This window comes from Paenibacillus mangrovi, assembly GCF_022898935.1.
Lineage (GTDB): Bacteria > Bacillota > Bacilli > Paenibacillales > Paenibacillaceae > Paenibacillus_AQ > Paenibacillus_AQ mangrovi.
On record NZ_JALIRP010000005.1, the window covers coordinates 287,502 to 310,088 of the forward strand.

The 22,587-nt window shown below is 49.7% G+C and carries 21 protein-coding genes; 8 read left to right on the forward strand and 13 right to left on the reverse strand.

Annotation, left to right across the window (positions count from 1 at the left end):
* Positions 1-66 precede the first annotated feature (66 nt).
* From MUG84_RS14300 to MUG84_RS14325, 6 genes are all read right to left on the reverse strand, one after another.
* A complete protein-coding gene (locus MUG84_RS14300; RefSeq protein ID WP_244725720.1) occupies positions 67-552 on the reverse strand; it encodes a GyrI-like domain-containing protein in 486 nt (161 codons plus the stop codon).
* A 44-nt stretch (positions 553-596) separates the two neighbouring features.
* The gene (locus MUG84_RS14305; RefSeq protein ID WP_244726086.1) at positions 597-1,556 is read right to left on the reverse strand and encodes a helix-turn-helix transcriptional regulator; all 960 of its coding nucleotides are present in this window, start codon (positions 1,554-1,556) and stop codon (positions 597-599) included.
* A 77-nt stretch (positions 1,557-1,633) separates the two neighbouring features.
* Positions 1,634-2,365 (reverse strand): hypothetical protein, encoded by a 732-nt coding sequence (locus MUG84_RS14310; RefSeq protein ID WP_244725721.1) that lies wholly within the window; start codon positions 2,363-2,365, stop codon positions 1,634-1,636.
* 39 nt (positions 2,366-2,404) lie between these two features.
* Entirely contained in the window at positions 2,405-3,673 is a 1,269-nt protein-coding gene (locus MUG84_RS14315; RefSeq protein ID WP_244725722.1) for a hypothetical protein, read from the reverse strand.
* Positions 3,670-4,773, reverse strand: a complete 1,104-nt coding sequence (locus MUG84_RS14320; RefSeq protein WP_244725723.1) for a DUF58 domain-containing protein — start codon at positions 4,771-4,773, stop codon at positions 3,670-3,672. The genes MUG84_RS14315 and MUG84_RS14320 overlap by 4 nt, the downstream gene beginning before the upstream one ends.
* Entirely contained in the window at positions 4,773-5,741 is a 969-nt protein-coding gene (locus MUG84_RS14325; protein ID WP_244725724.1) for an AAA family ATPase, read from the reverse strand. Before MUG84_RS14325 ends, MUG84_RS14320 begins: the two co-directional genes overlap by 1 nt.
* A 260-nt stretch (positions 5,742-6,001) precedes the next feature.
* On the opposite strand from MUG84_RS14325, the gene MUG84_RS14330 reads away from it, so the two are divergent.
* Positions 6,002-6,370: a DUF423 domain-containing protein gene (locus tag MUG84_RS14330; RefSeq protein WP_244725725.1), complete on the forward strand. Its 369-nt coding sequence runs from the start codon at positions 6,002-6,004 to the stop codon at positions 6,368-6,370.
* 77 nt (positions 6,371-6,447) lie between these two features.
* Here MUG84_RS14330 and rlmN read toward each other — a convergent pair whose 3' ends face one another.
* From rlmN to MUG84_RS14350, 4 genes are all read right to left on the reverse strand, one after another.
* Positions 6,448-7,539: a dual-specificity RNA methyltransferase RlmN gene (gene rlmN, locus MUG84_RS14335; protein WP_244725726.1), complete on the reverse strand. Its 1,092-nt coding sequence runs from the start codon at positions 7,537-7,539 to the stop codon at positions 6,448-6,450.
* A gap of 133 nt (positions 7,540-7,672) precedes the next feature.
* Complete coding sequence (locus tag MUG84_RS14340; protein WP_244725727.1) at positions 7,673-8,206, reverse strand: DinB family protein; 534 nt, start codon at positions 8,204-8,206, stop codon at positions 7,673-7,675.
* Between the two features lie 64 nt (positions 8,207-8,270).
* Positions 8,271-9,218: a helix-turn-helix transcriptional regulator gene (locus tag MUG84_RS14345; RefSeq protein WP_244725728.1), complete on the reverse strand. Its 948-nt coding sequence runs from the start codon at positions 9,216-9,218 to the stop codon at positions 8,271-8,273.
* A 93-nt stretch (positions 9,219-9,311) separates the two neighbouring features.
* The gene (locus MUG84_RS14350; protein WP_244725729.1) at positions 9,312-9,989 is read right to left on the reverse strand and encodes a cupin domain-containing protein; all 678 of its coding nucleotides are present in this window, start codon (positions 9,987-9,989) and stop codon (positions 9,312-9,314) included.
* A gap of 170 nt (positions 9,990-10,159) precedes the next feature.
* Between MUG84_RS14350 and MUG84_RS14355 the strand changes: the two genes are divergently transcribed.
* Positions 10,160-10,804 carry a glutathione S-transferase family protein gene (locus MUG84_RS14355; protein WP_244725730.1) on the forward strand — a complete coding sequence of 215 codons (645 nt, stop codon included), beginning with the start codon at positions 10,160-10,162 and terminating at the stop codon, positions 10,802-10,804.
* Between the two features lie 93 nt (positions 10,805-10,897).
* Here MUG84_RS14355 and MUG84_RS14360 read toward each other — a convergent pair whose 3' ends face one another.
* Complete coding sequence (locus MUG84_RS14360) at positions 10,898-12,535, reverse strand: thiamine pyrophosphate-binding protein (protein WP_244725731.1); 1,638 nt, start codon at positions 12,533-12,535, stop codon at positions 10,898-10,900.
* Positions 12,536-12,600: 65 nt separating this feature from the next.
* Positions 12,601-15,399, reverse strand: a complete 2,799-nt coding sequence (locus MUG84_RS14365; protein WP_244725732.1) for a bifunctional diguanylate cyclase/phosphodiesterase — start codon at positions 15,397-15,399, stop codon at positions 12,601-12,603.
* 368 nt (positions 15,400-15,767) lie between these two features.
* Here MUG84_RS14365 and MUG84_RS14370 point away from each other — a divergent pair, with 368 nt between their 5' ends.
* From MUG84_RS14370 to MUG84_RS14390, 5 genes are read left to right on the forward strand one after another with little or no spacing between them, the layout of a single operon-like run.
* Complete coding sequence (locus MUG84_RS14370) at positions 15,768-16,499, forward strand: YheC/YheD family protein (RefSeq protein ID WP_244725733.1); 732 nt, start codon at positions 15,768-15,770, stop codon at positions 16,497-16,499.
* A 32-nt stretch (positions 16,500-16,531) separates the two neighbouring features.
* Entirely contained in the window at positions 16,532-17,431 is a 900-nt protein-coding gene (aepX, locus tag MUG84_RS14375; protein WP_244725734.1) for a phosphoenolpyruvate mutase, read from the forward strand.
* Positions 17,431-18,591: a phosphonopyruvate decarboxylase gene (gene aepY / locus MUG84_RS14380; protein WP_244725735.1), complete on the forward strand. Its 1,161-nt coding sequence runs from the start codon at positions 17,431-17,433 to the stop codon at positions 18,589-18,591. Before aepX ends, aepY begins: the two co-directional genes overlap by 1 nt.
* Entirely contained in the window at positions 18,588-19,691 is a 1,104-nt protein-coding gene (locus MUG84_RS14385) for a 2-aminoethylphosphonate aminotransferase (protein WP_244725736.1), read from the forward strand. The genes aepY and MUG84_RS14385 overlap by 4 nt, the downstream gene beginning before the upstream one ends.
* Positions 19,692-19,712: 21 nt before the next feature.
* On the forward strand, positions 19,713-20,453 hold the full coding sequence (locus tag MUG84_RS14390; RefSeq protein WP_244725737.1) for a YheC/YheD family protein: 741 nt from the start codon (positions 19,713-19,715) through the stop codon (positions 20,451-20,453).
* A gap of 60 nt (positions 20,454-20,513) precedes the next feature.
* Here the strand turns inward: MUG84_RS14390 and MUG84_RS14395 are convergent, their stop codons facing one another.
* On the reverse strand, positions 20,514-21,563 hold the full coding sequence (locus MUG84_RS14395) for an NAD(P)/FAD-dependent oxidoreductase (RefSeq protein ID WP_244725738.1): 1,050 nt from the start codon (positions 21,561-21,563) through the stop codon (positions 20,514-20,516).
* A 191-nt stretch (positions 21,564-21,754) separates the two neighbouring features.
* Between MUG84_RS14395 and MUG84_RS14400 the strand changes: the two genes are divergently transcribed.
* A complete protein-coding gene (locus tag MUG84_RS14400; RefSeq protein WP_244725739.1) occupies positions 21,755-22,540 on the forward strand; it encodes an ABC transporter ATP-binding protein in 786 nt (261 codons plus the stop codon).
* Positions 22,541-22,587 lie beyond the last annotated feature (47 nt).

The window sequence follows — 22,587 nt, forward strand, 5'->3', positions numbered from 1 at the left end:
AGCGAAGGAGCCTTCTGCATCTCTTTCTGATCTTCACCCGGCTGCTTGCTGTGTCAATCAGATCCATCATTCATTTTCCACAGCAATATAAATATCTACTACGGCATCGGCCGGGTTAAAATGACGCAAATCATACAGCTCAAAATCCCCGGTGTAGGTCCGTTTGATCTCCGAATCCTCGAAGAAAGCCCATATTTCCTGCCACAACTGCAGAACGACCTGCTGCATGGGTCCTCTCTGTGTCGTAAATTTGAAATACTTCGCCTCCGGAACAGAGGCTGTTCCAAGCCGGTCATCCCCGGAAAAATCCGGCTCACGCTCATGTCCAAGCAGCAGCGAGTATTCTCCGTTCACGTCGCTCTCATATTCCGTATACAGGGCATAGAGCAAATGCGGATGCAGCAGCTTACCCGTGTTGGACATGCCGCTTTGGTAATATTGCTCCCATAGTGATGGGATGAGTCCATCCGGACCGCTCTCCCGCTGATTGGATGTCCGGATCTTGATGCCTGCCAGCTCAACCGCCGGCATGTGGATGATGGTATGGTTCATGATGGTTCCTCTTTTCCTTTGAAGTTGATTTCATTGTACAGAGGCTACGTGGACACCTGTCTGTCCGGTTTCATATATTGCTGCAAAATATTTTGAACCCGACGCACCACTTCCATGGCTGCGAGCTCCGGGGCTTCGATGACGATCTGATCACCGTAGCTTAGCACCATGCCGTAGAACCATTCATCCAAGGGGTACTCCCCCTTCACCAGCAGGCTTCCATCCTCTTGTACCGAGATCTGCTCCGGGCTGAATGAATCACTTACCCGGTGTCTCACCTGCGGAGAAAACCTCATCGTCACCGTATGGTGAGCCTCTGTGGACCATTCCGGCTTCCACTCGTAGGCATCCAGCAGCGGCAGCTCCCGTGGCTCAAATATATCAGGCAGCACCTTCATTTCCAGGATGCGGGATACTCTGAAGATCCGGAACTCATCACGCCTCGTGCAGAAGGCCTGCAAGTACCACACATTCCCTTTTAGAATCAGTCTGCCCGGCTCTAGTGTCCTCCAGCTGTCCGATCCATTCATGTTGATATACTGCAAATTCACTTTTCTTGACTCGAAGACCGCCCGTCTCAGCATACTTACTTTGTCTCTAGTTCCTTTCCCCTGCCCCCAGGGATTCAGGTCAAAGAGGAGTCTCTGAGACATCCCCATACCCATGGCGTTGTCCGAACGCTGAAGGAGTGCTCCCACCTTATCGAGCAGCTGGTCCAGAGTCCGGTCATCCAATGCGGCTCTAACGCCCTTGACGGCTGTAAAAATGGAGGTTATCTCATCCATGGTAAGGAACTGCCGCGAAATGGTGTAATGGCTCATCATCTCAAAGCCGCCACTGCTCCCCTGATGCGCCATGACTGGGATCCCCGCGCGGCTTAATGTATCCATATCCCTGTATATCGTTTTGGTCGATACCTCGAATCGCTCGGCCAATTCCTTGGCGCTGATTCTGCCCCTGTTCAAGAGAAGGACGGTCATAGCCAGCAATCGGTCTATTTTCATCAATTCATTAGCTCCTTCCGAATCCATAAGGCTCATATATCTATCTTAATTCGGAGGTCAGTGTATGAACAGAAGGTTTAACGAAAGAATCGATGAATCATGCTCCGCATTCTCTTTTCATTCTCTTCAAACTGCCGCTGCCTGTGTCCATTAGCGCCGGAAGGATGAGGGAATCCCCACAGTATCCGCGTTTGCTCGATGTGCCCCTGTTCGGCCATCTGGATGAGAACGCGCTCCACCGCCTTCCCAAGCGGGATCAATATCGCATCCGGGAACTGCCCCAGCTCCTTCATGGAGGACAGCGCTTGTCCACTCAGCAGCGGAGAAGCCCCGATCTCGGGGTTTGCTCCAGTGTAATTCCGTTCCCCTACAAATACGGGGTATTTAAGCAGCGATGTCGTGTGCAGAAGCTGTGTATGTTCCCCAAACAGGTCCCTACTTGACCTAATGTTTAGCCGCTTTGGGAGTCCGAGACAATCGAGCATCGAAATCAAATGTCGGCGCATAGAGCCAGCAAACCTGGCCTCTCTTTTGGCGCACCGTAAAATTTCCTCCTCGGGCAATCCAGCCATGAGCCCAGCCTGCGCTGTTCGAACGGCAATCTTCATCTGCGTCCACCCCGGAGTAATCCCTATGATCACCACTCTTGCATCAAAATTGATCCACTCATTGTGGGGTGCATAATACATCGCAAGGCGGTCTTCAGATGCCAGACGGAACGCATTGGTCAATAGGTCCCGCTTGGTCCATTCACCGCTCTGAGGCAGGCTCAATATAGCTGGTTTGTAGCGGTCTAACAATGATGCCATGTTCTTCGTCTCCGTTCACCTTTTGTTTCATCAGGCGTCCTATTCTTTTTCTCTGCCAGCGTCATCGTAGCGAGCCTGGTTGTAACGGTTGATCACTTGGCTCACGTCCTGTCCAGGCATTCCGGCATAGTCTCCTTTCGAGGTTAGCGCAATCCCATTCTCGGATGGCGTAAGACTGGGCTTAAAATTGAAGCCCTTCTTAACGGCGCTGCGGATCAAGATTTCATAAGCCCGGCGCGGATCGCCGTCCATGCGTGCGGCTGCCCCATCTTTGCGCCTCCACCGCAGTCTGGCCGGACGCTTATTTACCCGTTCGATTTTCTCAACCTCATCCACATAATCGCCTTGATCCGTAACCACACGCCGGATTTCGCGCATGAGCCGAAGCCGCTGGGCCATACGCTCTAGCCAGGCGCGAAGGCTCTGTGGGAGCCAGCGCCGCAGCAGCCGGTACAACAGCAGCAACAGGGCCACGGCGACAGCGGCCACGAGCAGGACGAACACGATTTGGCTGACAATGTGCTGCCATTTCGGCGGTTCAGAAGGTGGCGGCAGCTCCGGCAGCCCTTGCTGTGCTGGCGGCAGCTGCTCCGGCGTCTTCGGCTGTCCGTCCCCTCCAAGACCATTCAATATTCCGGCCAGCCATCGTTTAACGTAAGCTAAGCCTGCATTCAGCCCGTTCCACAAGCTCAGCAGGGCAATCACCGCAATGGTTAGCCAGGTCATCCAGCGGTTCCTGGACAGAATTCTGCGCAGCTGCACCTGGTCGGTCTCCTGCGCATTAGAGGCTTCGCGTACGCGATCCCCATTCCACCGGAGCAAGACTGTAAACAGCGTAAATATGCTCACAAAATATAGCGAAAACCGGTAAGGCTCGATAGCCTCCACCTTGGAGGATACGCTATACACAATCAAGGATCCCGCCAATCCGGCCAGCGGCAGATTCAGTTGGATATATCTCCACAGATCCTTGCGGCCGACAATCAATCCGCGAATATCCGCTAGCAGCAGGACGATGACCGCAAAAATAGCGGAGCGAAGGTCGAGTGCCGCCAGCGGCAGCAGTGCAGCAGCCAGAAGCAGAGCTGTAGCCACCCCTTCCTTCCTGCCTGCCGCCTGCCGAAGGCCAATCATCGTGCCTGCCGCATGGAGCACCCAGATCAGCGGCAGCAGCCACCAAGGAGCAGCCTGCATGGCATAGACCATATACAGCAGAATGAAAGGATAACAAGCTGCCGTCTCGAGCAGCGAATTTCCTAGTACGGCGAGGAGGCGGCGCCTGCGGACTCTCTGATCGGTGTGCATCATGCTCCCGCCTCCTTCAATCCTTCCTGCACATCAGCTATAGATACACGGTGACCCTTCGCCTCGATCATCCGGATCGCCTCCCGGATCGCCGGAGAAACATGCGGGGTTACCAGCAAATAATCGATCGTTTCATGGGCTTCCGCCTCTGCTTCGAGCTTTAGCTGCTCATAGAAGGGTCTGTAAACTTTAAGCTCCACAGCGGCCATCGCTTCCAGCAGATCCTCCAGGTGGGGAAGGCCGTAATCTGGCGCAAGATGAGCCATCCTGGCATCCGCCTCAGGCGAAAGATACGCGTTGCTAGCAAAGCCAGCTGCCATCCCCTGATGAATGAGCGCAGCGGCGCAGGTTGCCGCATAAGACAGCGCTTCTTCTATGATGTCCGGCTTGGTAACGACATTCCACATCTGCTCGGAAACCTCAATATTCAGCAGAATCATCGCCTTCGGGTCAGCGGAATAACCGTGCTGATGCACTTGCAGTTCACCTGATCTTGCACTGGCTTTCCAGTGAATCCGGTTCATGCCATCGCCGGGCGCATAGCTTCTCACCCCGGTGTACAGAAACGGATCCTCCACAATCCAGCGGCGCACCGCTAGTTCACCCTGCCAGGTCTTCCAGGAAGATGGCAGCTCTTCATCTCTTCGCAGAGATGGATACACCACCAGGCGTTTGTTCAGCGTTACCTTCAGAGAAGGCGTGCACATCGCGAACAAGTCGCTGCCAGTCATCGTGGCCGTGTCCATACGGAAGATGCCGCGGCCCCGGCACAGAATCTGATGCGTCCGGGTAATGCGTGTCCGGGCGGGAAGCGAGAAGAAGCTCGTATGGTTCTGATAAATTTGACCCTCGCTGATCCAGGTCTCCTTACTTCGCTTGAAGCCCAGGGAAGCCGGAAGCATCGCTTCCAGACGCAGCCACGGGATGGGCACCCTGCGTTTGTTCTCGATGACCTCGACCATTTCGATCCGGTCCCCGGCATAGCAGGTACCGGTGCTGAAATGACGGTCATAGACCAGCTTACTGAGCGCCGTCTTCCCCAAAATATAACCCTGCAGCACCATCACAAGTCCGCAAGCAGCAAAAAGCCAGAACACAGCCATTATTTCACGCCGCTTTCAAGTTCCTTTTCGCTCGGAACCGGGATACTGTCCATAATGCCCATCAGAATGCGCTCTCCATGGCTGCTGCCTGTCTCATGGCGCCGTTTGAGCACCAGTCGGTGTGTCCACACCGGCAACAGGAGCTGTTTGATATCATCGGGCAGCACGTAGTCTCTTCCCTGCAGTGCGGCATATGCCTGAGCAGCGCGGAGCAGCGCCTGCGTACCTCGGGGGCTGATGCCGAGCATCGTTTCGTCATGTCTCCGGGTAGCCTCGGCCAAAGCTACGATATAACCCAGCAGATCATCCGCGATCCGCACCTGCCTGCACAGCCGCTGCGCTTCCAACACCTCTTCGGCGGTCGCCGTCTGCCCGGCTTCCTCTGCCCGCAAGCTGCCTGCAGCCGCCGTCCGTTTCAGAATCTCGACCCCTTCGTCTGCCGATGGATAACCGAGCTTCATCCGGATTAAAAACCGGTCCATCTGCGCTTCGGGCAGCGGGAAGGTTCCCTGGTTGTCCACCGGATTCTGCGTAGCCATCACCATAAATGGACTCGCAAGCGGCATTGTTTTCCCCTCAATACTGATCTGCCGCTCCTCCATGCATTCGAGGAGACTGGACTGCGTCCTCGGGGTGGCCCGGTTGATCTCGTCGGCCAGCACAATACGCGCAAACAGCGGCCCCGGGCGGAAATGAAACTCCCCGTCCTTCTGGTTAAAATAATGGATACCAGTCAAATCCGAAGGCAGCAAATCCGGCGTGAACTGAATCCGTTGGAAGCTCAGACTGAGCGATGCCGCCAGACTTTTGGCAAGCAGCGTTTTACCTGTTCCCGGAACGTCTTCCAGCAGCACATGTCCAGAAGCGAGAAGGGCCGTCAGAAGCAGGTCCACCTCATGCTCCTTGCCTACAATTACGTTTGCAATGTTTTGCTTTAATTTAAGCGCCAACCGATGCACACTCTCCATACTTCTTCCCTACCTTCCCCTTGCCCCCATTTCCTTGAGCTCAAGATGTCATTAAAACGCTTGCAAAAATGGAGCAAGTCTTCTAATTTTCGTTTCTGACTACAGACATTTCACCTATGTTCAAACAAATATGTATTCCAATTTCCTTACCTATCCATTTTAACAAATTTTTCTTAGCAAATGGAGACAGGAAACAAAAACGAGTGACATTGACGCCCGGGCTCTCCCACCCTTAATATGAGCGTAAGAGGTGATTTGACTTGAAAACTATGCTGATTCTTGGCGGCATCATGCTGTTCCTCGCGGTGGCGCTGGGTGCCTTTGGCGCTCATGCCTTGAAAGAACGGCTGAATGAAAGCCAGCAGAAAACATACCAGACCGGCATTCAATATCATTTAGCCCATGGGCTTGGACTCGTGCTGATCGGACTCTATGCAGGCATGACAAACCATGCATCCCTTGCTGTTTTGGCAGGTTGGTTCATTGCTGTAGGCATCGTTCTTTTCTCCGGCAGCCTGTACGCACTCAGTCTGACCGGCATCCGTAAGCTTGGCGCCATTACGCCGCTTGGCGGGGTAGCCTTTTTGGCTGGCTGGGTCCTGTTTATCGTTGCCGCAATTCAAGGGTAAATCAGAGAAACTAGGAACAAAAAGAGCGCATTTCCGGAAACGAGGAAAATGCGCTCTTTTGTTAACCTATTATTCGTTTATGACCGAGTCTCTTCTTTCGCACTCCGTCCCCGTTCACTCTGAATCTGCTTGCTGCGCAGCTGTCCGCAGGCGGCATCGATGTCCGTACCATGCTCCAACCGCACGCTACAGCTGATGTTCTGCTTTTTCAGCGTATCGTAGAAGGCGGTAATGGTCTCCTGCGAGCTCCGTTGATACTGGCTGTGCTCGTCGACCGGGTTGTACGGAATCAGGTTCACATTCACCAGATTTCTGCGGTTGCCTACAAGCTCGGCCAGTTCCAGCGCATGCTCCGGCTGGTCATTGACATCCCTCAGCAGGATATATTCCAGCGTAATTCTGCGGTTGGTCTTTTCCAGGTAATAATCGATAGCCTCCATCAGCGGCTCAATCGGATAGGCCTTGTTGATCTTCATAATCTGCGTGCGGATGTCGTTGTTCGGCGCATGCAGGGAAATAGCCAGGTTCGTGCCCAGATCGCTGTCGGCAAACTCCCGGATCTTCGGCACAAGACCGCTGGTGGATACCGTGATGTGACGCGGTCCGATTGCAAGTCCCTTGTGATCGCGGATCACCCGGATGAAGTTCGACATATGCTCGAAGTTATCGAACGGCTCGCCGATCCCCATCACGACAATATGGGTGACCCGCTCATCTTTTTTCATTTGATCCAGATGCAGCTGTACCTTCATGACCTGCTCTACGATTTCACCGCTCGTCAGATCCCGGCTTTTGCTCAGCAGTCCGCTGGCACAGAAGCTGCACCCGATATTGCAGCCCACCTGCGTGGTCACGCATACTGAAAGGCCGAACTTGTGGCGCATCAGCACAGTTTCGATCAGGTTGCCATCTTGGAGACGGAACAGAAACTTGATCGTGCCATCGGCCGATTCCTGCTTCGTGTGCTCCTCCAGCGTCTGAATGGCGAAATGCTCGGCCAAAAGCTCTTGCAATTCCGGTCTTACCTCCGGCATCGCGGAGAATTCGGTCACCCGCTTGCGGTACAGTCCATCCCATACCTGCAGTGCACGTGATTTTTTATACCCGTGCTCAGCCAGCCATGCGGCCAGCTGGTCGAGAGTTAATCCATAAATGGATGGTTTGTTCATTACGACTTTCCTCTTTTCAGAAACCTAAAATTCAGTTCCTCTCTACTTTACCAGATTGGAACAGCGATCTGTCCTTATTGTCCCAAAATTTTATTGTTAAAACAAGGGGAGACATCCATCCCATATCCATCTGTTATACGCCTGCCAAGAAACCCTCCAAGCGTTCCTTCTGACGCAAATGATGGCGGTAATGCATTTCGACCAGCATGAACCATTCGCCTGCATTCAGGGCACCAAAGCCGGGATGGACAAGCTTATTTTGCGCTGGTGCAGTTTGTACAAGCGGATCTATTCTCTTCATTTCGGCCAGTACGTTCAGCAGCCCTTCGCGAATCTGCTCCTTGCTGCCAGGCTGGGACGGCGTATATGCCGGAGATGGCGGAACCTGAACCCGCACGGGAGGAAAGGCCTGATTCGAAAATGCAGACTTCCCGCCCTCCGTTTTCTCACCTTCCTTCATGACTCCCTCGGCTGAAGTGGCACATGCTTCGACATTCCGCAGATGCATGCGTAAGGAAGCGTTAATTAAGTGCATATACATTTGCCCAAGCGACCACTCTTCTTCTCCAGGCTTTCGAGTTAAGTCTTCCATACTGAAACGGTCCAGCTCCTCTAGGTAATACTGCGTAATGCTGTCCATCCTTTGTATCATTTCTTGTGTATTCATCCCATCATCACTCCTCAATTTGATCATGGGACCAATATACAACAACGCTACTGACAGCGTTATGTCAGTAGCGTTTCAGGAGCTTTTCGGCTTCTTCAAGAACCCGGGAACGTAAGGCCTCCGGCTCCAGCACGATAACTCCCGCACCCCACCCGAGCACCCACGACAGAATTTCCTCCATTCGCCTGATCCGCAGCTTCACCCGGAGACCTTCGGGATGATCTTCTTCAAAGGTATCGATATAGTAGAAATGCGACTCTCTAACACGGTCCGCGATTCCATGGTCGGCAAGTAGAATGACTTCCATATCGCGGTCATCCTGAGGTCTGTATGCCTCCAGATTGAAATCAGGAGGAAACTCATAACTGTCCGTGGTCTCTTCCAGCCCGCTCATGCGTGACAGCCGAAAATGGCGGATCTCCCGCCGGAGCTCACAAGCGGCTACCAGCATCCACACTCCCTGTACATGCACGAGTCCATAGGGCGCCGCCACGCGCGTGCTATCCCGCTGAGGGACCGGGCCGGTCGTTTTGGCATAGTGGAAGCGGATCTTTCGCCGATCCAGCATGGCACGGCGCAGCACCTCCATATTTTCGCGTTCATGCTTGCTGCCGTCTTCTTTCCGGGATGTAAGCAGCCGCATGGTTGCGCGCACCTGCTCTGCTTCATGCCGCACCTGTTCAGGAAGTACCGCCTCCAGCTTGGCTTTAGATGATTCGGCATGAATGCCGTAATTCGGCTCCAGCTTTTTCTGCACAAATTCGGCACCCAAGAGGAGTGTCACCGCCTCGCTGGCCGAGAAGCTTAAGGGAGGCAGAAAATATCCTTCCATCAGGGAGTACCCTTGTCCCGGTGCTCCTACGATAGGCACATTCGCTTCGCTGAGCGCCTGCATATCCCGGTATATGGTGCGTACGCTTGTCTCAAACCGGGCGGCCAACTCCTCGGCCCGGACGATCTTTCTGCCCTGCAGTTCAAGAACAATCGCCAGCAGGCGGTCCGTTCTGTTCATTGTGTATTTACTCCTCTGCTTCTAAACGCTCTACTCTCGTTTTCTTGCATCTTCAATCTATTATACAATCCTATTCCTGTTTATTCGTATTTCTCACCAGAACCGGTTCGGATCGAACCTGTACCGATAGGATGGATCTGGCCCAAAGGGATCTTGTGAAATAAACATGGGCTGCTCTGATTCCAGACCCGGGTAAACAGGCGGAGCATACTGCGGCTGTTGAACAGGTACAGAAGGAATATCCCGGCTCTGGCAATCAACGGGCGGGCCCAAAATGACAGACTGTGTGATTGGAGCTACCGTCTTTGCGTACTCCTCCGGATTGACACAATAAGCCCGGTTCATAATTTCTTTCGGCGTAAACCGCAGGAAATCAGAAGCGTACACAATATCCGGAGTCGGCTGATCGAAAATCGCCATAATAAACGTGTTATCCGTAAGCGAAACAAGCCAGTGGAACCAGCCCTTTGGAAACTTGGATACTTGCCCTGGTTTGAGCCGGTAAGTCATCAGCTGTTGTGTAAACGGGTTAAAAACAGATGTCATCACTTCGCCGGTAATCACAACGATCAGTTCATCGACATTGGTGTGCCAATGCGGATTAATCATGATTCCCTGACTCATATAAACATTGAAGAAGCCGGTACCGACTGCCGGCAGCTGCGCCGCAAAAAGCTGGGTAATATAGTTCTTCGGGTCCCGGCGGTAGTTCACAACCTCATTCGAATCGGCACTCAGGTTCAAGGAAGGGGATGTCAGATCAACATTCATTTTGGAGCCTCCTCTGGGTAGATGTCTACCTCACTCTATGCATCCTCCTAGGCGAATGCTCCTGGCCTTTCATGTCCGCATGAACAATGCTGTTGTGACTGCAGCAGATTAAGCTATAATAATATCAAGTCCCCATATGGATAACATTTACAATTACGGAGGTTCTATGAATGAACAAAGCCCAGCACATGGACGCCTTTCTCCATTCTTTTGAAGGGGAAGTAACGGGCGACGTCATCCACAAAGTCGTACTGCAAACATTCGGGATTGATCTGGATGCCGTCTCTCTGTTAACGGAAGCAGAGAAGGAAGCATTGGCGGCAGCCCAGGATACGCAGACAGAGATCGAAACCATAGCGGCCTCTTCCAGCCGTCTGCTGCCCCGCCATGTGATAGATTCGCAGCTTACCGTCTATAACGGACAGATAACAGGCCCCGCCATCCGCGCGATGTTGAATCATCTATTCGGCGTAAATCTCGATGCCATCTCCTCGCTGGAAAAATCAAGAATCTCGCTATTCTCCAAGCAGCAATGGATCGTGCAGCACGAACGTGATTTATTCGTCGTCTATACAGGCGAAGGCGATGTAGATGTCAGGGTGTATCCAACCGTTTATTATAAAGAGCAGACAGGCATGGACGGTCTGCCGGAAGATCTGCAGATTGCCCTAAAGGGACTAGGTTATCAATTTGATGTCGATATGAACGGCTTTTATTTTGTAAATCCGGACGGACAAGCTGTTCCGGATGCCTTTAAAGGGCAGACAATGGGGGCCATCATGGCGACCATCGGGAATTCCTGCAGCCACTTGTAAAAAGGAAGCACATAACATTTGACAGACCGCTTTTAGTTGTAGTTTTTCTTAAAAAAGGGCGCTGATCCATGGATCAGCGCCCTTTTATCATCTTTATTTGCCGAAGGAGGACAAAAATTTCACGCGGTCTCCCATTGGAGGCGTATTGTTGTCCACCAGTGCGATCTCCAGCACCGCAGGGCCACCTGTGTTCAACAGGCTGCGCACAGTATCCTGAGTCAGATCGCCCAGCTCGTTCACGCGGAAGCTTGGAATATCCATCGCAGCTGCCATGGCCGCAATGCTGATGGCCTTCTGCTCGAAGGAAGCATGCGAACGCTTATACTGAAGCTCATGCCCATGATAAACCATGCCGAGACGGGCATTGTTCATCACCACGAACAGGATCGGTAGATTGTATTCCTTGGCCGTCAGAATCTCCATACCGTGCATGAAGAAGCAGCCGTCTCCCGTGATACATACCACCGGACGGTCCGGATCAGCCAGCTTCGCGCCGATGGCCGAGCCAATACCGCTGCCCATCGCGCCGAAATGCACGTTAATATCAAAAGTATTGAAATCCAATACGTTCATGTAGTGGATTACGTATGACATGAACTCGCCGATATCTACGGTGTAGCGCGTATCCGCAGGCAGATGCTTTTGCAGGTTTTTAAGCACGTTTTGTGTATTGTATTCATCCGTGACCTGATAGGGTTGGCTTTTCTCCAGCTCCTTCGCGCCTGGTTTAGGCAATCCGAGCGCCTTCAGCTCTTCGATCAGGAACATCAGACTCAGGTTTATATCGCCCAGAACCGGAATGTCGATCTCATACTTCCGATTAAATACCGTTTGGTCAAAATCCATCTGAACACAGAAACGACCCTTCGTCAGATTCATATTATAGTTGTTTGTTGCGGTCTCACCGAGACTCGAACCGAGAATAAGCAAGGCTTGTCCGTCTCCTTCATTAATGAGAGCCGATGCTCCATCGTGTCCTGCAAACCCAAAAATGCCTGCATGCAGTGGATGCTCTTCGGGAATAAATCCTTTGGCCTGCGGCGAGGTTAGAATCGGCCAATGAAGCAGCTCGGCAAGCTCCAGCAGCTGGTCTACCGAATTCCGGACACCCTGTCCCGCAAAAATATAGCCTTTTTCACGCTTAACCAGCTCCTGCGCCACCTGCCTGATGACGTCAAGATTAGGTACGATCGGCGCTCTTTTCGGCGGCTCGGGAATGGTGACATGCTGCACTTCACCCTGCTGTACATCGATCGGCATCGCGACATGAACCGGTCCAGGCACGCCAGAAACCGCAATTTCGGCAGCCTTGGCGACTTCAGCCAGCAGATCCTTCGATTCGCGTACCATCACACTGTATTTGGTCACCGGACGGAATACCGGCTCAGCATCCAGCTCCTGTGAAGCGTTGAGTCCCAGTGTACTTAACGGAACAGCACCTGTCAGGAAAAGAACCGGCAAATGCTCGCGCATGGCATTGGCTGCGCCGGTTACCAGATTCGTTCCGCCAGGTCCGCTGCAGCCAATTACAACACTCATCTGGTTAGAATATTTAGCATAGGCCGCGGCCATATACGACGCAGCTCCTTCATGCTTGGTGACAACCGGTGTAATTTCAGGCATCTCCACCAATTGGTCAAACAGGACATTGACGGAACCCGCTGGAATTCCGAAGATATGTCTCACGCCCTGTCCTTTCAGATACTCTAATACTGCACGTGCTGCTTTCATAAAAAAACCTCCCAAAAATACATATTTATCTATGATGTAACGGAGTGAACTGAAGGCCTAGGCCTTTAGCTCACTCCACAGGATAGGTATAATTCAGCGATATCTTCCGCCTTCATCGGGCGGCTGAAATAGTAGCCCTGCATCAGATAGCAGCTGCGGGCAGCCAGAAATTCGGCCTGCTCCTTCGTCTCGACCCCTTCAGCAATGACATGGAGGTGTAGGTTCTGGGCCAGCGTAATAATCGTGTTGGTAATAGCCGCATTATCATCATCCTGGATAATATCCTGCACGAAGGATTTATCGATCTTCAGCGTGCTGATCGGGAAATTTTTCAGATACCCCAGAGAGGAGTAGCCTGTACCAAAATCATCGATGGCAATGCTGATGCCGAGGCCTTTCAGCTGTTCCATCGTTTTCAGCGTAATATCCGAATTCTTGATGATTTGGTTTTCGGTCACCTCCAGATGGAGGTATTCAGGTGACAACTCGGTCTTTTTCAGGATGTTCTTGACCATCCCGAATAAGTTGTCCTGCTCAAACTGCCGGACGGATAGATTCACCGACACGCTGATGCGCGGATAACCTTTGTCATGCCACTCCTTTATTTGCCGGCAGGCATTTCTCAGAACCCATTCCCCAATAGGGACGATTAGTCCCGTCTCTTCGGCAATCGGAATAAACTCATCCGGCGATACCATGCCCTCGGTCGGATGAGTCCAGCGCAGTAGAGCCTCCACACCGACAATAGTATTGGTTTTATAGTTAATCTGCGGCTGATAATAAATCATCAGCTCATTTTGATCGAGAGCTTTATATAATGCATTTTCAAATTTAACAATTTCAAAGGTTCGCGTATCCATGCCCGAGCTGAAGAAATGATAGCTGTTCCCGGAGATTTCCTTGGATTTGTACATCGCAGTATCGGCGTTTTTAATCAATGTTTCGCTGGTATCCCCGTGGTCCGGGAACAGGCTGATGCCGATGCTCGTTTTGATATACACCTCGTTATCCTTGACATAGAAAGGCTCGGCAAACGATGCGATCACCTGATCGACGACCTTTTGAATCTCTTTCCTGCTCTTGATGTTTGGCAAAAAAATGGTGAACTCGTCTCCGCCTTGACGTGAAACCGTAGCGCTTTTCGGAATGCAAACGCTTAGACGTTTGGCCACATCGCGCAGCAGCAGATCGCCGTAGGTATGCCCCAGCGTATCGTTGATAAACTTGAAACGGTCCAAATCCAGGTATAAGAGCGCTATTTTTCCTCCATTCATTTGGGCATACTTAATGCCCTGATTGAGTCGATCTTTGAGCAATACCCGGTTAGGCAAGTCCGTCACACTGTCAAAATAGGCATGGTATTTGATTTCCTCCTCCATCTGCTTCCGCTCCGTAATGTCCTTAAAGGTGACCACGTCACCCACAATGTCTTCTCCTTCCTTGATGGAAGAGATGACGTATTCCACGGGAAAGCTGGAATTGTCTTTGCGATAGAAACGGTCGTCCGTATGGCAGTTGCTCCACTTGCGCTCATTCGTGCCATTTTCCTTCTGTTTATTGATCCTCTTGCCATTGAAAATAATATTGCCGGGCTGCCCGATCAATTCACCCTTGGTCTCATAGCCAAGCATAGCTTCACCGGCCGGATTGCAGAAGGTAATGTTCCCTTCCAGGTCCAATCCAAAAATCCCCTCACCTGCCGAGTTGAGGATCAGTTCCTTCTCCCGGCTCATGTGCTGCAGCTCCGTAACGACCCGCTCAAGCTCCTTGTTCTTAAAGGTAATCTCCGAGGTTCTTTCTTCGATGATGACCTCCTGCTTCTCCATATATAGGAGATTGGAGAGCGTTGAGGCTGTAGCTTCTACGATGGATTGGCACAGTTGTATAGTCGCTTCGTTATACAGGGTGATCTTGTCCTCCAGATTTACGACAGCAATCACACCCAGCACCTCGCCCATGGATACAAGCGGAAACATGGACATTCCCTTGATCCCGAAATCGCGGCATGCTTCATGGTTAGGCCTGTCATCCACGAAGACATCAGGAATAATGATCACCTTTTTCGTGCTTATAACCTCTTGGAGAACGGCATCATTTTCCGGATCGATTTTAATTCTTTGATGCGTTCTCATCCAGTCTTCTTCAGTCCAGTCGCTGTCCTTGCTGAGCTTGGCCGGCTTGATTCGTTTACCTGCCAGTGGATCCAGCAGATGCGCCCCAACATTATAATTGTTCAGTACTTTCGCAATATAGTAAAAGCTTGTATCGAGCCCTTGCTGCATGGTCGAACACATCGACAGGTTGCGTGTCACGTCGAGCAGGAGCTGCTTTTCAGCAATCAGATTTTCCTTATGGGTCAAATTGTTGGCGTTGCGGATAGCGACAGCTGCCATATTGACATAGGCCTCGACCGTTTGAATCTCCGATTCGGTCAGGTTCATCGGAATGCCGTAGTCAAACAAAAATACGAGTCCAAACAGTTCATTTTCATATGAGATGGGAAGAACGAGCAGGGATTTGATCTCAAATCCTTCAATAGCCCAAGAATCAGGGCGTTCATCTTGCGATGTGTCCGGAATGTAGATCGTTTTTTGCGTTTCGATTACTTCTTTGGCCAGCTGATCACGCTGGATATCAATAATATGCATATCCAGCGTCATACCGTTAATGGTTTCGGGTTTACCGACATATCCTCTGAAATTCCCATCTTCCTGCGGCAAATAAATTCCCACCGAATCACATCGGACAATTTCCTCCGAGATTGCTGTCGTTACATGCTGTAGTACCTCTCGTAATTCCAGCCTGGTGTTGATTAACTTCGTAATGTTCGCAAGCCGGGAATACCTCGTTTGCTCCTTCACCATCACACGCTCTCCCCTTGTCATCTTCGTTTGGCATCGATGTATGGTCCTGCTATTAATGAACTACTTATGTCATATAAGCGTATGATCTCCCGATCCTAAGTCGATTGCATTTGCTCTAATTTTCTCTATGATAAGGTCCTATTTTCCTTATTTTAACTCACTTCGCTATCTTTTTTATATATCGAATCTTAAAAAAATAGTAATTTTTAGTTATTTTAACAGATCAACAAAGTAACACTGCTCAAAGAGCGACATGAACTGTCATTTGGGATTTGATGCTTATATGGAAAAGAGTCCATACAGCAAGGGATCCTGATGCATATACTCATTCATATATATGGAACTCTAAAAAGAGAAGAGGGACATCAGTGGGCTTAGGAAAAATGAATAAATATTATGTAATGTTAAAGCATCCTGCCTTACGTCGATATCTGCCCAAAACACGCTGGATGACGGCCTCAAGAACCTTGCGGATGCTGAAAGCCTATCCATCCGTCTTCATTAAACCCAATCATGGAAGTGGCGGCGGCGGAATCATCCGTGCCAAGAGATTGAGCAGGGGATATGAGGTTCGGTCTGGCTCAAGTCAGAAGATTGTTGGAAGATCTCGATCTGCCTTAAAAGCAATTCATTCATATCGGAGTTCAAGACACCAGTATCTGGTGCAAAAAGGTCTCCGATTAGCGAAGTACCATGGGGTGATCTTTGATATCCGTATATATATGCAGAAGCCAAAGCATACATGGATGATCGCGGGCATGGTAGCCCGTGTGGCTGCACCTCATAAATTTGTGACCAATTATCATAAAGGAGGGCATGCAGCACCTTTGCATAGAGTGCTCTTCAGCCTTTTCCATCACGACCAAGCGAAAGCGAAAGCCTGTTTACGTAAAATAGAGAAACTATCCATGATCATTGCAAAAACCCTTAATAAACGGTACCCGCTTCGCGAATTAGGGGTTGATCTTGCCATAGACGAAGATGGCCATATTTGGATCATCGAAGCTAATTCACGCCCGGGCCATATGTTGTTTTACCAGCTTTCTGATCACTCAATGATCAGAACCATTATGAAAAACAAACAACGTATTCGGAAATAGGCTCCGATTTTTAGGGGAAGGAGAAAGTTTCAATGAAAAAAACAAAGAAGCTTAGAGACTTAATCAACTCCGAAAAGCTGGAGTTTATCATGGAAGCCCATAATGGTCTGTCTGCCAAAATTGTCGAGGAGGCAGGATTTAAAGGGATTTGGGCTAGCGGGTTATCGATCTCTGCAGCTTTGGGAGTAAGAGACAATAACGAAGCTTCCTGGACCCAGATTATGGATGTTCTAGAATTCATGAGTGACGCGACGTCCGTCCCGATTCTACTAGATGGGGATACGGGCTACGGTAACTTCAACAATGCAAGACGGCTGGTGAGAAAGATGGAGCAGCGCAATATTGCAGGGGTATGCATTGAAGATAAGCAATTTCCTAAAATGAACTCTTTCATTAACGGTCAATTACAGCCTATGGCTGATATCGAGGAATTTTCCGGTAAGATTAAAGCGATGAAGGATGCCCAATCCGACGATGATTTTTCGGTCATAGCCAGAGTAGAGGCTTTTATTACAGGGAGGGGACTTGACGAGGCACTGCTGCGGGCGGAAGCCTACCGGAAGGCAGGTGCCGATGCTGTGCTCATACACAGCAAAAGGTCGGATATTACGGAGATTGAGGCGTTCATGAAGGAGTGGGCGGGAAGATTGCCTGTAGTGATCGTGCCCACGAAGTATTATACGACCCCAACTGATAAGTTTCGGGAGCTGGGGATTAGCCTTGTAATTTGGGCGAACCATAATTTGAGGTCGTCTATCGAAGCCATGGAACAAACATCCCGCAGAATTTATCAGGATGAAAGCCTTATCCATATCGAAAAAGACGTTGCAACACTTGAAGAGGTTTTCAGACTTCAAGGAGCAGAAGAGCTGAAAGCTGCAGAAAAACAATACCTCCCGCCGTCGAAGTCAGATTCGGGTGAGAGCAAATAATGGAAACAGGCCTGTTTGGAAACGAGCTGCGGAAATTAGGATTTACCTTTTTCAGCGGTGTACCATGCTCTTACCTGAAAAACTTAATCAATCATGCCATCAACGAACATGATTACGTTGCAGCAGCCAACGAAGGGGATGCGGTTGCCATTGCATCCGCTGCCTATATAGGAGGTAAGAAGTCCGTTGTTCTGATGCAAAATTCAGGGCTAACCAACGCTGTTTCGCCGTTAACATCCCTCAATTACCCCTTTCGGATTCCGCTGCTTGGATTTGTCAGCCTTCGCGGAGAGCCGGGTATCCCCGATGAGCCTCAACATGAACTTATGGGCAGAATCACAACACAGATGCTGGATTTGATGAACGTGGAATGGCAATATCTTTCCAAAGATTTAGAGGAGGCCAAGAAACAACTGATTCAGGCCGATGAAGAAATTGCTCGAAATCGGCCGTTCTTCTTTGTCGTCAAGAAAGGGACATTTGACGTAGAGCCTCTGAAAAAGCTGCAAAATTCCGTTCATTTAAACCAGATCACACAACATGCCCATACAGACAATCAGATGCCTACACGGTATGAGTCATTAGCTATGATTAACTCTGTGAAAGACAGAGATACGATACAGCTTGCAACCACAGGCAAAACAGGACGGGAATTGTATGAAATTGAAGATGCCAACAACAATCTGTATATGGTGGGCTCTATGGGGTGCATCGGATCTTTCGGACTCGGGCTCGCTCTAAGCCAACCTAGCAAGAATATCGTCGTCATTGACGGAGACGGTTCTTTATTGATGCGTATGGGAAGCCTTGCGACAAATGGGTATTATAACCCGAGCAATATGGTTCATGTTCTTCTCGATAATAACGCTCACGAATCAACAGGCGGACAAAGCACGGTATCCCATAATATTGATTTCGTAAACATTGCCGCTTCCTGCGGGTATACAAAGTCGATCCATGTCCACAACCTCGAAGAACTAAAAGCTTGTTTACAACAATGGAAAGAGACCAAAGGGCTTACTTTCCTGTATATGAAAATATCCAAGCACTCAAAGGATCAGCTTGCTCGTCCGAGCATAAAGCCTCATGAAGTAAAGGAACGTCTACAGCGATTTATCCAAAGCGATCCCGTGAAGACCGAGGAAGTGGATGGCTCATGAGTACTGCCGTAAAGAGAAACATTTTGCTTACTCCAGGTCCGACAACGACTACAGATAGTGTGAAATGGTCACAGGTAGTTCCAGATATATGCCCTCGGGAAGCCGAGTTTGGCGAAATTATGGAGCATATTACTACAGAGCTCACCCGTGTGGTTGCGGATTCGGACCATTATCAGACTATATTGTTTGGCGGATCGGGTACTGCGGCCGTTGAATCCATGATCTGTTCCGTCCCGGGCAACGAAGCCATAGTCATTGTTAATAATGGTGCTTATGGAAAACGGATGTGCGAGATCGCCAAGGTCTATGGCATCGATTATTTAGAATTCAGGAGTCCCTTTGATGATGCTATTGATATGGCTGAATTAGAGAGGTTAATCCGATCCTCAGGCCGTACGATTTCTCATCTCGCTGTGGTACATCATGAGACAACAACCGGCCTTCTGAACAACGTGAAAGAACTTGGTGAATTATGTAGAAAATATCATATGGACATGATGGTGGATGCCATGAGTTCATTTGCTGCGATTCCGATTCAGATGAAGGAAATGAACATCTCCTTTTTGGCATCCAGCTCCAATAAGAATCTGCAGGGGATGCCGGGCGTTTCGTTCGTGATCGCAGAAAAAAGTAAATTGGAGCATTTGAAGGACAAGAAACCAAGAAGTTATTATTTGAATTTGTACGCTCAATATCAATATTTTGCAGATCATGCGCAAATGCGGTTTACACCACCGGTACAGACTTTGTATGCACTTAGGCAAGCGATCCAGGAATTAAAACAGGAAGGTATAGCGGAGCGTTATGAAAGATACACGACATCCTGGAAAACCTTAATTAGCGGGCTAAAAAAGCTGGGCTTAACCTACATCGTCCCCGAAGAGCACCATTCCAAAATCATTACTTCCATTCAGGAACCTTATGAAGGTTTTGACTTCCAATCCATGCATGATTTTTTCTACAGCAAAGGTATTATGATTTATCCCGGCAAACTAGCGGAACTAAAGACGTTCCGGATTGCTAATATAGGAGACATCACGCATAAGGATATCGAGACGTTTTTGGAATTACTTGAAAATTATCTGGGCACAGTTAAGTGAACATGAGAAAGGTGGAGTCCCATGGGATCTGTAACAAGGAATAAATGGTATAAATATGTGTTTTTGAAAAGGTATGGTCCCCTAGCTCGTTATTTACCCAAAACGCGGATGATGAGTCTACACTCCTTCCGGGCTCTTCTGGGAAAATACGGGCATGTCATTGTTAAACCGGTTTGGGGAAGTCGCGGACGAGGTGTCATTCAAGTCTCGAAATTGGGTCATCATAAGTATGGCATACACTACGAGAATAGGCAAAAGGTGAAGCGGGGGAAAAAGAATACCTATCGTTATCTAAGAAAAAAAATCGGATCTACCCCTTATATGGTTCAAAAGAGAATTACACGCCCGACTATAGATAATCGTCCTTTTGATATGAGGGTCATCGTTCAACGGAAAAGACACTCATCTCATTGGGTAGTCACAGGAAAAGTGATCAAGGTTGCAGGCAAAGGTTACATTGTTTCCAATAATACGCGGAGTAAGGGACAATTGCATAAGTTTAAGTCGGGCATTCGGAAGTCATCCATTAGGCACCTATCTGTTTCCGATTTAGAATCCAAAATTGATAAAGTTTCAATTCGTTCCGCTAAGAGATTAGGAGCTTTATTTCCCCATCACCGTATTTATGGCATGGACATTGCAACAAACCAGAAGGGGCGTGTTGCCATTATTGAAACGAACCTTTATCCGGCAATGTCCCATTTCCGTAAGCTGAATGATAGAGAGCTTTATAACCGTATAATGTCATATAAAAGAGGTTGATAATGGACGTGGCCCCTCATGCGAGGGGCTTTATTTTTATGTGATGAAACGGAAATAGGCTTAGTTCATCATTTTTTTAACGAGCGCCTTGTTGCGGTCCTTGAATACCTCATTATGCGAGGAGACCATCGCAATTTGTCCAGCATCCGGCTGAATAAACTGCTTCGCCTTGTTAACGGCGTTGGCCGCGTCCTGGAAGGCGCCTGCGATGAGATTCAGCTTGCCTTCATGCATCAGAATATCTCCTGCCGCGTACAAGCCTGGAACCGAGGATTCGCTGCTGGGCGTGCCTGCGATGTAATCCTGCTCCGCGATGTCGATCTTGAGTGTGCTATTCTGCAGCAGTGTCGTGTCGCGCTCATAGCCGTGGTTAATGACCACCTCATCGACCGCAAGCGAGAATACCTTACCGGTCTGATGATGGGTCAGCTCCACGCGTTCAATCACTTCGTGATCGCCGCGCGCATACAGCTTGGTAATGGAGGTATAGGATAAACACTCCACCGAGCTGTTCAGCAGATGTCCCACGCTCGCTTCGTGTCCGGTTAGCGCATCCCTCCGGTAGGTGATATAGACCTTTTTCGCGATAGGTTCCAGTTCGTTGGCCCAGTCGATCGCCGTATTTCCCCCGCCGGAAATCATGACGGTCTTATCCTTGAACTGCTTGAGGGATTTCACCGTGTAGTGCAGATTGCTGACCTCAAAACGGCTCGCACCTTCAATCTCCAGCTTTTGCGGATTCAAAATGCCGCTGCCAACAGCCACGATGACGGTTTTGGAGAGATGGGTGCGGCCCGAAGTGCCGTGAAGCTCGAAAATGCCGTCTTCCCGGCGCGTAATGGATTCAATTTTCTCATTCAGCACGACCTCGGGGTTAAACGTCAGCCCCTGTTGTACCAGCTGCTCGATGAGCTTGGCACCAGGCACCGGAGTCAGGCCGCCGACATCCCAGATCATTTTCTCCGGATATACATGGACCTTGCCGCCTAGTTCAGCCTGAAATTCAATGATTTTGGTCTTCATCTCTCTCAGCCCGCTATAGAAAGCGGAGTACAGTCCAGCTGGACCCCCGCCGATCACTGTCATATCGAACATTTCTTCCTGACCCATTTCCGCTCGCTCCTCAGATATTTTCATTATTGATAACAATTCTCATTATCAGTAAAATATACACGTGTTTAGCTATCTTTTCAAGATTGTATTGACAATTATTCAAATTCAACTTATCCTTTTGATGATACTGAGAATCATTATCACTATTTGTCTCACATAAACATTTTACTCATATAGGAGGGCAGGTCATGTTTCGGCTGTACACAACGGAACTAAGTATTGGATACGGCGAACGCTCTATCATAAAGAATCTCAGTGTGAACATTCCCGATCAAAAGATCACCGCCATCATCGGCTCTAACGGCTGTGGCAAATCCACACTGCTGAAAGCCATCACACGGATCATTCCGCATCAAGCCGGAGCCGTTATCCTGGACGGTGAAAATATTGCCAAGGAAAATACAAAGCAGCTGGCGAGAAAGATGGCCATCCTGCCGCAGACTCCGGAAAGCGCAGCGGGACTGACCGTCGGCGAACTGGTATCTTACGGACGTTTTCCTTATCAAAAAGGCTTTGGGCGCCTGACAACACGGGATTACGAGATCATCGATTGGGCGCTTGAGAAAACAGGTACGAAGGATTACAAGTTCCGCTCAGTAGATACACTCTCCGGCGGGCAGCGTCAACGAGTATGGATTGCCATGGCGCTGGCCCAGGAAACCGATATTATTTTCCTCGATGAGCCGACTACATACCTTGATATGGCGCACCAGCTGGAGGTATTGGAGCTGCTCAAGAAGCTGAATATGGAACAGCAGCGCACGATCGTCATGGTGCTTCATGATATCAATCAGGCCGCGCGGTTTGCGGACTATCTCATCGCCCTGAAGAACGGAGAAATTGTCAAAACGGGCAGCAGCGAAGAAGTAATCAACCACGACGTACTGAGGCAGGTATATCAAATCGACGCGGCCATCGGACGCGATCCTCGTACGGATAAGCCGATGTGCGTCACTTACAACCTGATTAAATAAAGGATTTTGAACAGTCCTTACATTGTGAAAATAATCTCTTATAAAAG

Bases quoted from the DNA above. Each gene is read 5' to 3' on its own strand.
- MUG84_RS14300 (WP_244725720.1), bottom strand. From the start codon at position 552: ATGAACCATACCATCATCCACATGCCGGCGGTTGAGCTGGCAGGCATC.
- MUG84_RS14305 (WP_244726086.1), bottom strand. From the start codon at position 1,556: ATGAAAATAGACCGATTGCTGGCTATGACCGTCCTTCTCTTGAACAGG.
- MUG84_RS14310 (WP_244725721.1), bottom strand. From the start codon at position 2,365: ATGGCATCATTGTTAGACCGCTACAAACCAGCTATATTGAGCCTGCCT.
- MUG84_RS14315 (WP_244725722.1), bottom strand. From the start codon at position 3,673: ATGATGCACACCGATCAGAGAGTCCGCAGGCGCCGCCTCCTCGCCGTA.
- MUG84_RS14320 (WP_244725723.1), bottom strand. From the start codon at position 4,773: ATGGCTGTGTTCTGGCTTTTTGCTGCTTGCGGACTTGTGATGGTGCTG.
- MUG84_RS14325 (WP_244725724.1), bottom strand. From the start codon at position 5,741: ATGGAGAGTGTGCATCGGTTGGCGCTTAAATTAAAGCAAAACATTGCA.
- rlmN (WP_244725726.1), bottom strand. From the start codon at position 7,539: ATGAACAAACCATCCATTTATGGATTAACTCTCGACCAGCTGGCCGCA.
- MUG84_RS14340 (WP_244725727.1), bottom strand. From the start codon at position 8,206: ATGAATACACAAGAAATGATACAAAGGATGGACAGCATTACGCAGTAT.
- MUG84_RS14345 (WP_244725728.1), bottom strand. From the start codon at position 9,218: ATGAACAGAACGGACCGCCTGCTGGCGATTGTTCTTGAACTGCAGGGC.
- MUG84_RS14350 (WP_244725729.1), bottom strand. From the start codon at position 9,989: ATGAATGTTGATCTGACATCCCCTTCCTTGAACCTGAGTGCCGATTCG.
- MUG84_RS14355 (WP_244725730.1), top strand. From the start codon at position 10,160: ATGAACAAAGCCCAGCACATGGACGCCTTTCTCCATTCTTTTGAAGGG.
- MUG84_RS14360 (WP_244725731.1), bottom strand. From the start codon at position 12,535: ATGAAAGCAGCACGTGCAGTATTAGAGTATCTGAAAGGACAGGGCGTG.
- MUG84_RS14365 (WP_244725732.1), bottom strand. From the start codon at position 15,399: ATGGTGAAGGAGCAAACGAGGTATTCCCGGCTTGCGAACATTACGAAG.
- aepX (WP_244725734.1), top strand. From the start codon at position 16,532: ATGAAAAAAACAAAGAAGCTTAGAGACTTAATCAACTCCGAAAAGCTG.
- aepY (WP_244725735.1), top strand. From the start codon at position 17,431: ATGGAAACAGGCCTGTTTGGAAACGAGCTGCGGAAATTAGGATTTACC.
- MUG84_RS14385 (WP_244725736.1), top strand. From the start codon at position 18,588: ATGAGTACTGCCGTAAAGAGAAACATTTTGCTTACTCCAGGTCCGACA.
- MUG84_RS14390 (WP_244725737.1), top strand. From the start codon at position 19,713: ATGGGATCTGTAACAAGGAATAAATGGTATAAATATGTGTTTTTGAAA.
- MUG84_RS14395 (WP_244725738.1), bottom strand. From the start codon at position 21,563: ATGGGTCAGGAAGAAATGTTCGATATGACAGTGATCGGCGGGGGTCCA.
- MUG84_RS14400 (WP_244725739.1), top strand. From the start codon at position 21,755: ATGTTTCGGCTGTACACAACGGAACTAAGTATTGGATACGGCGAACGC.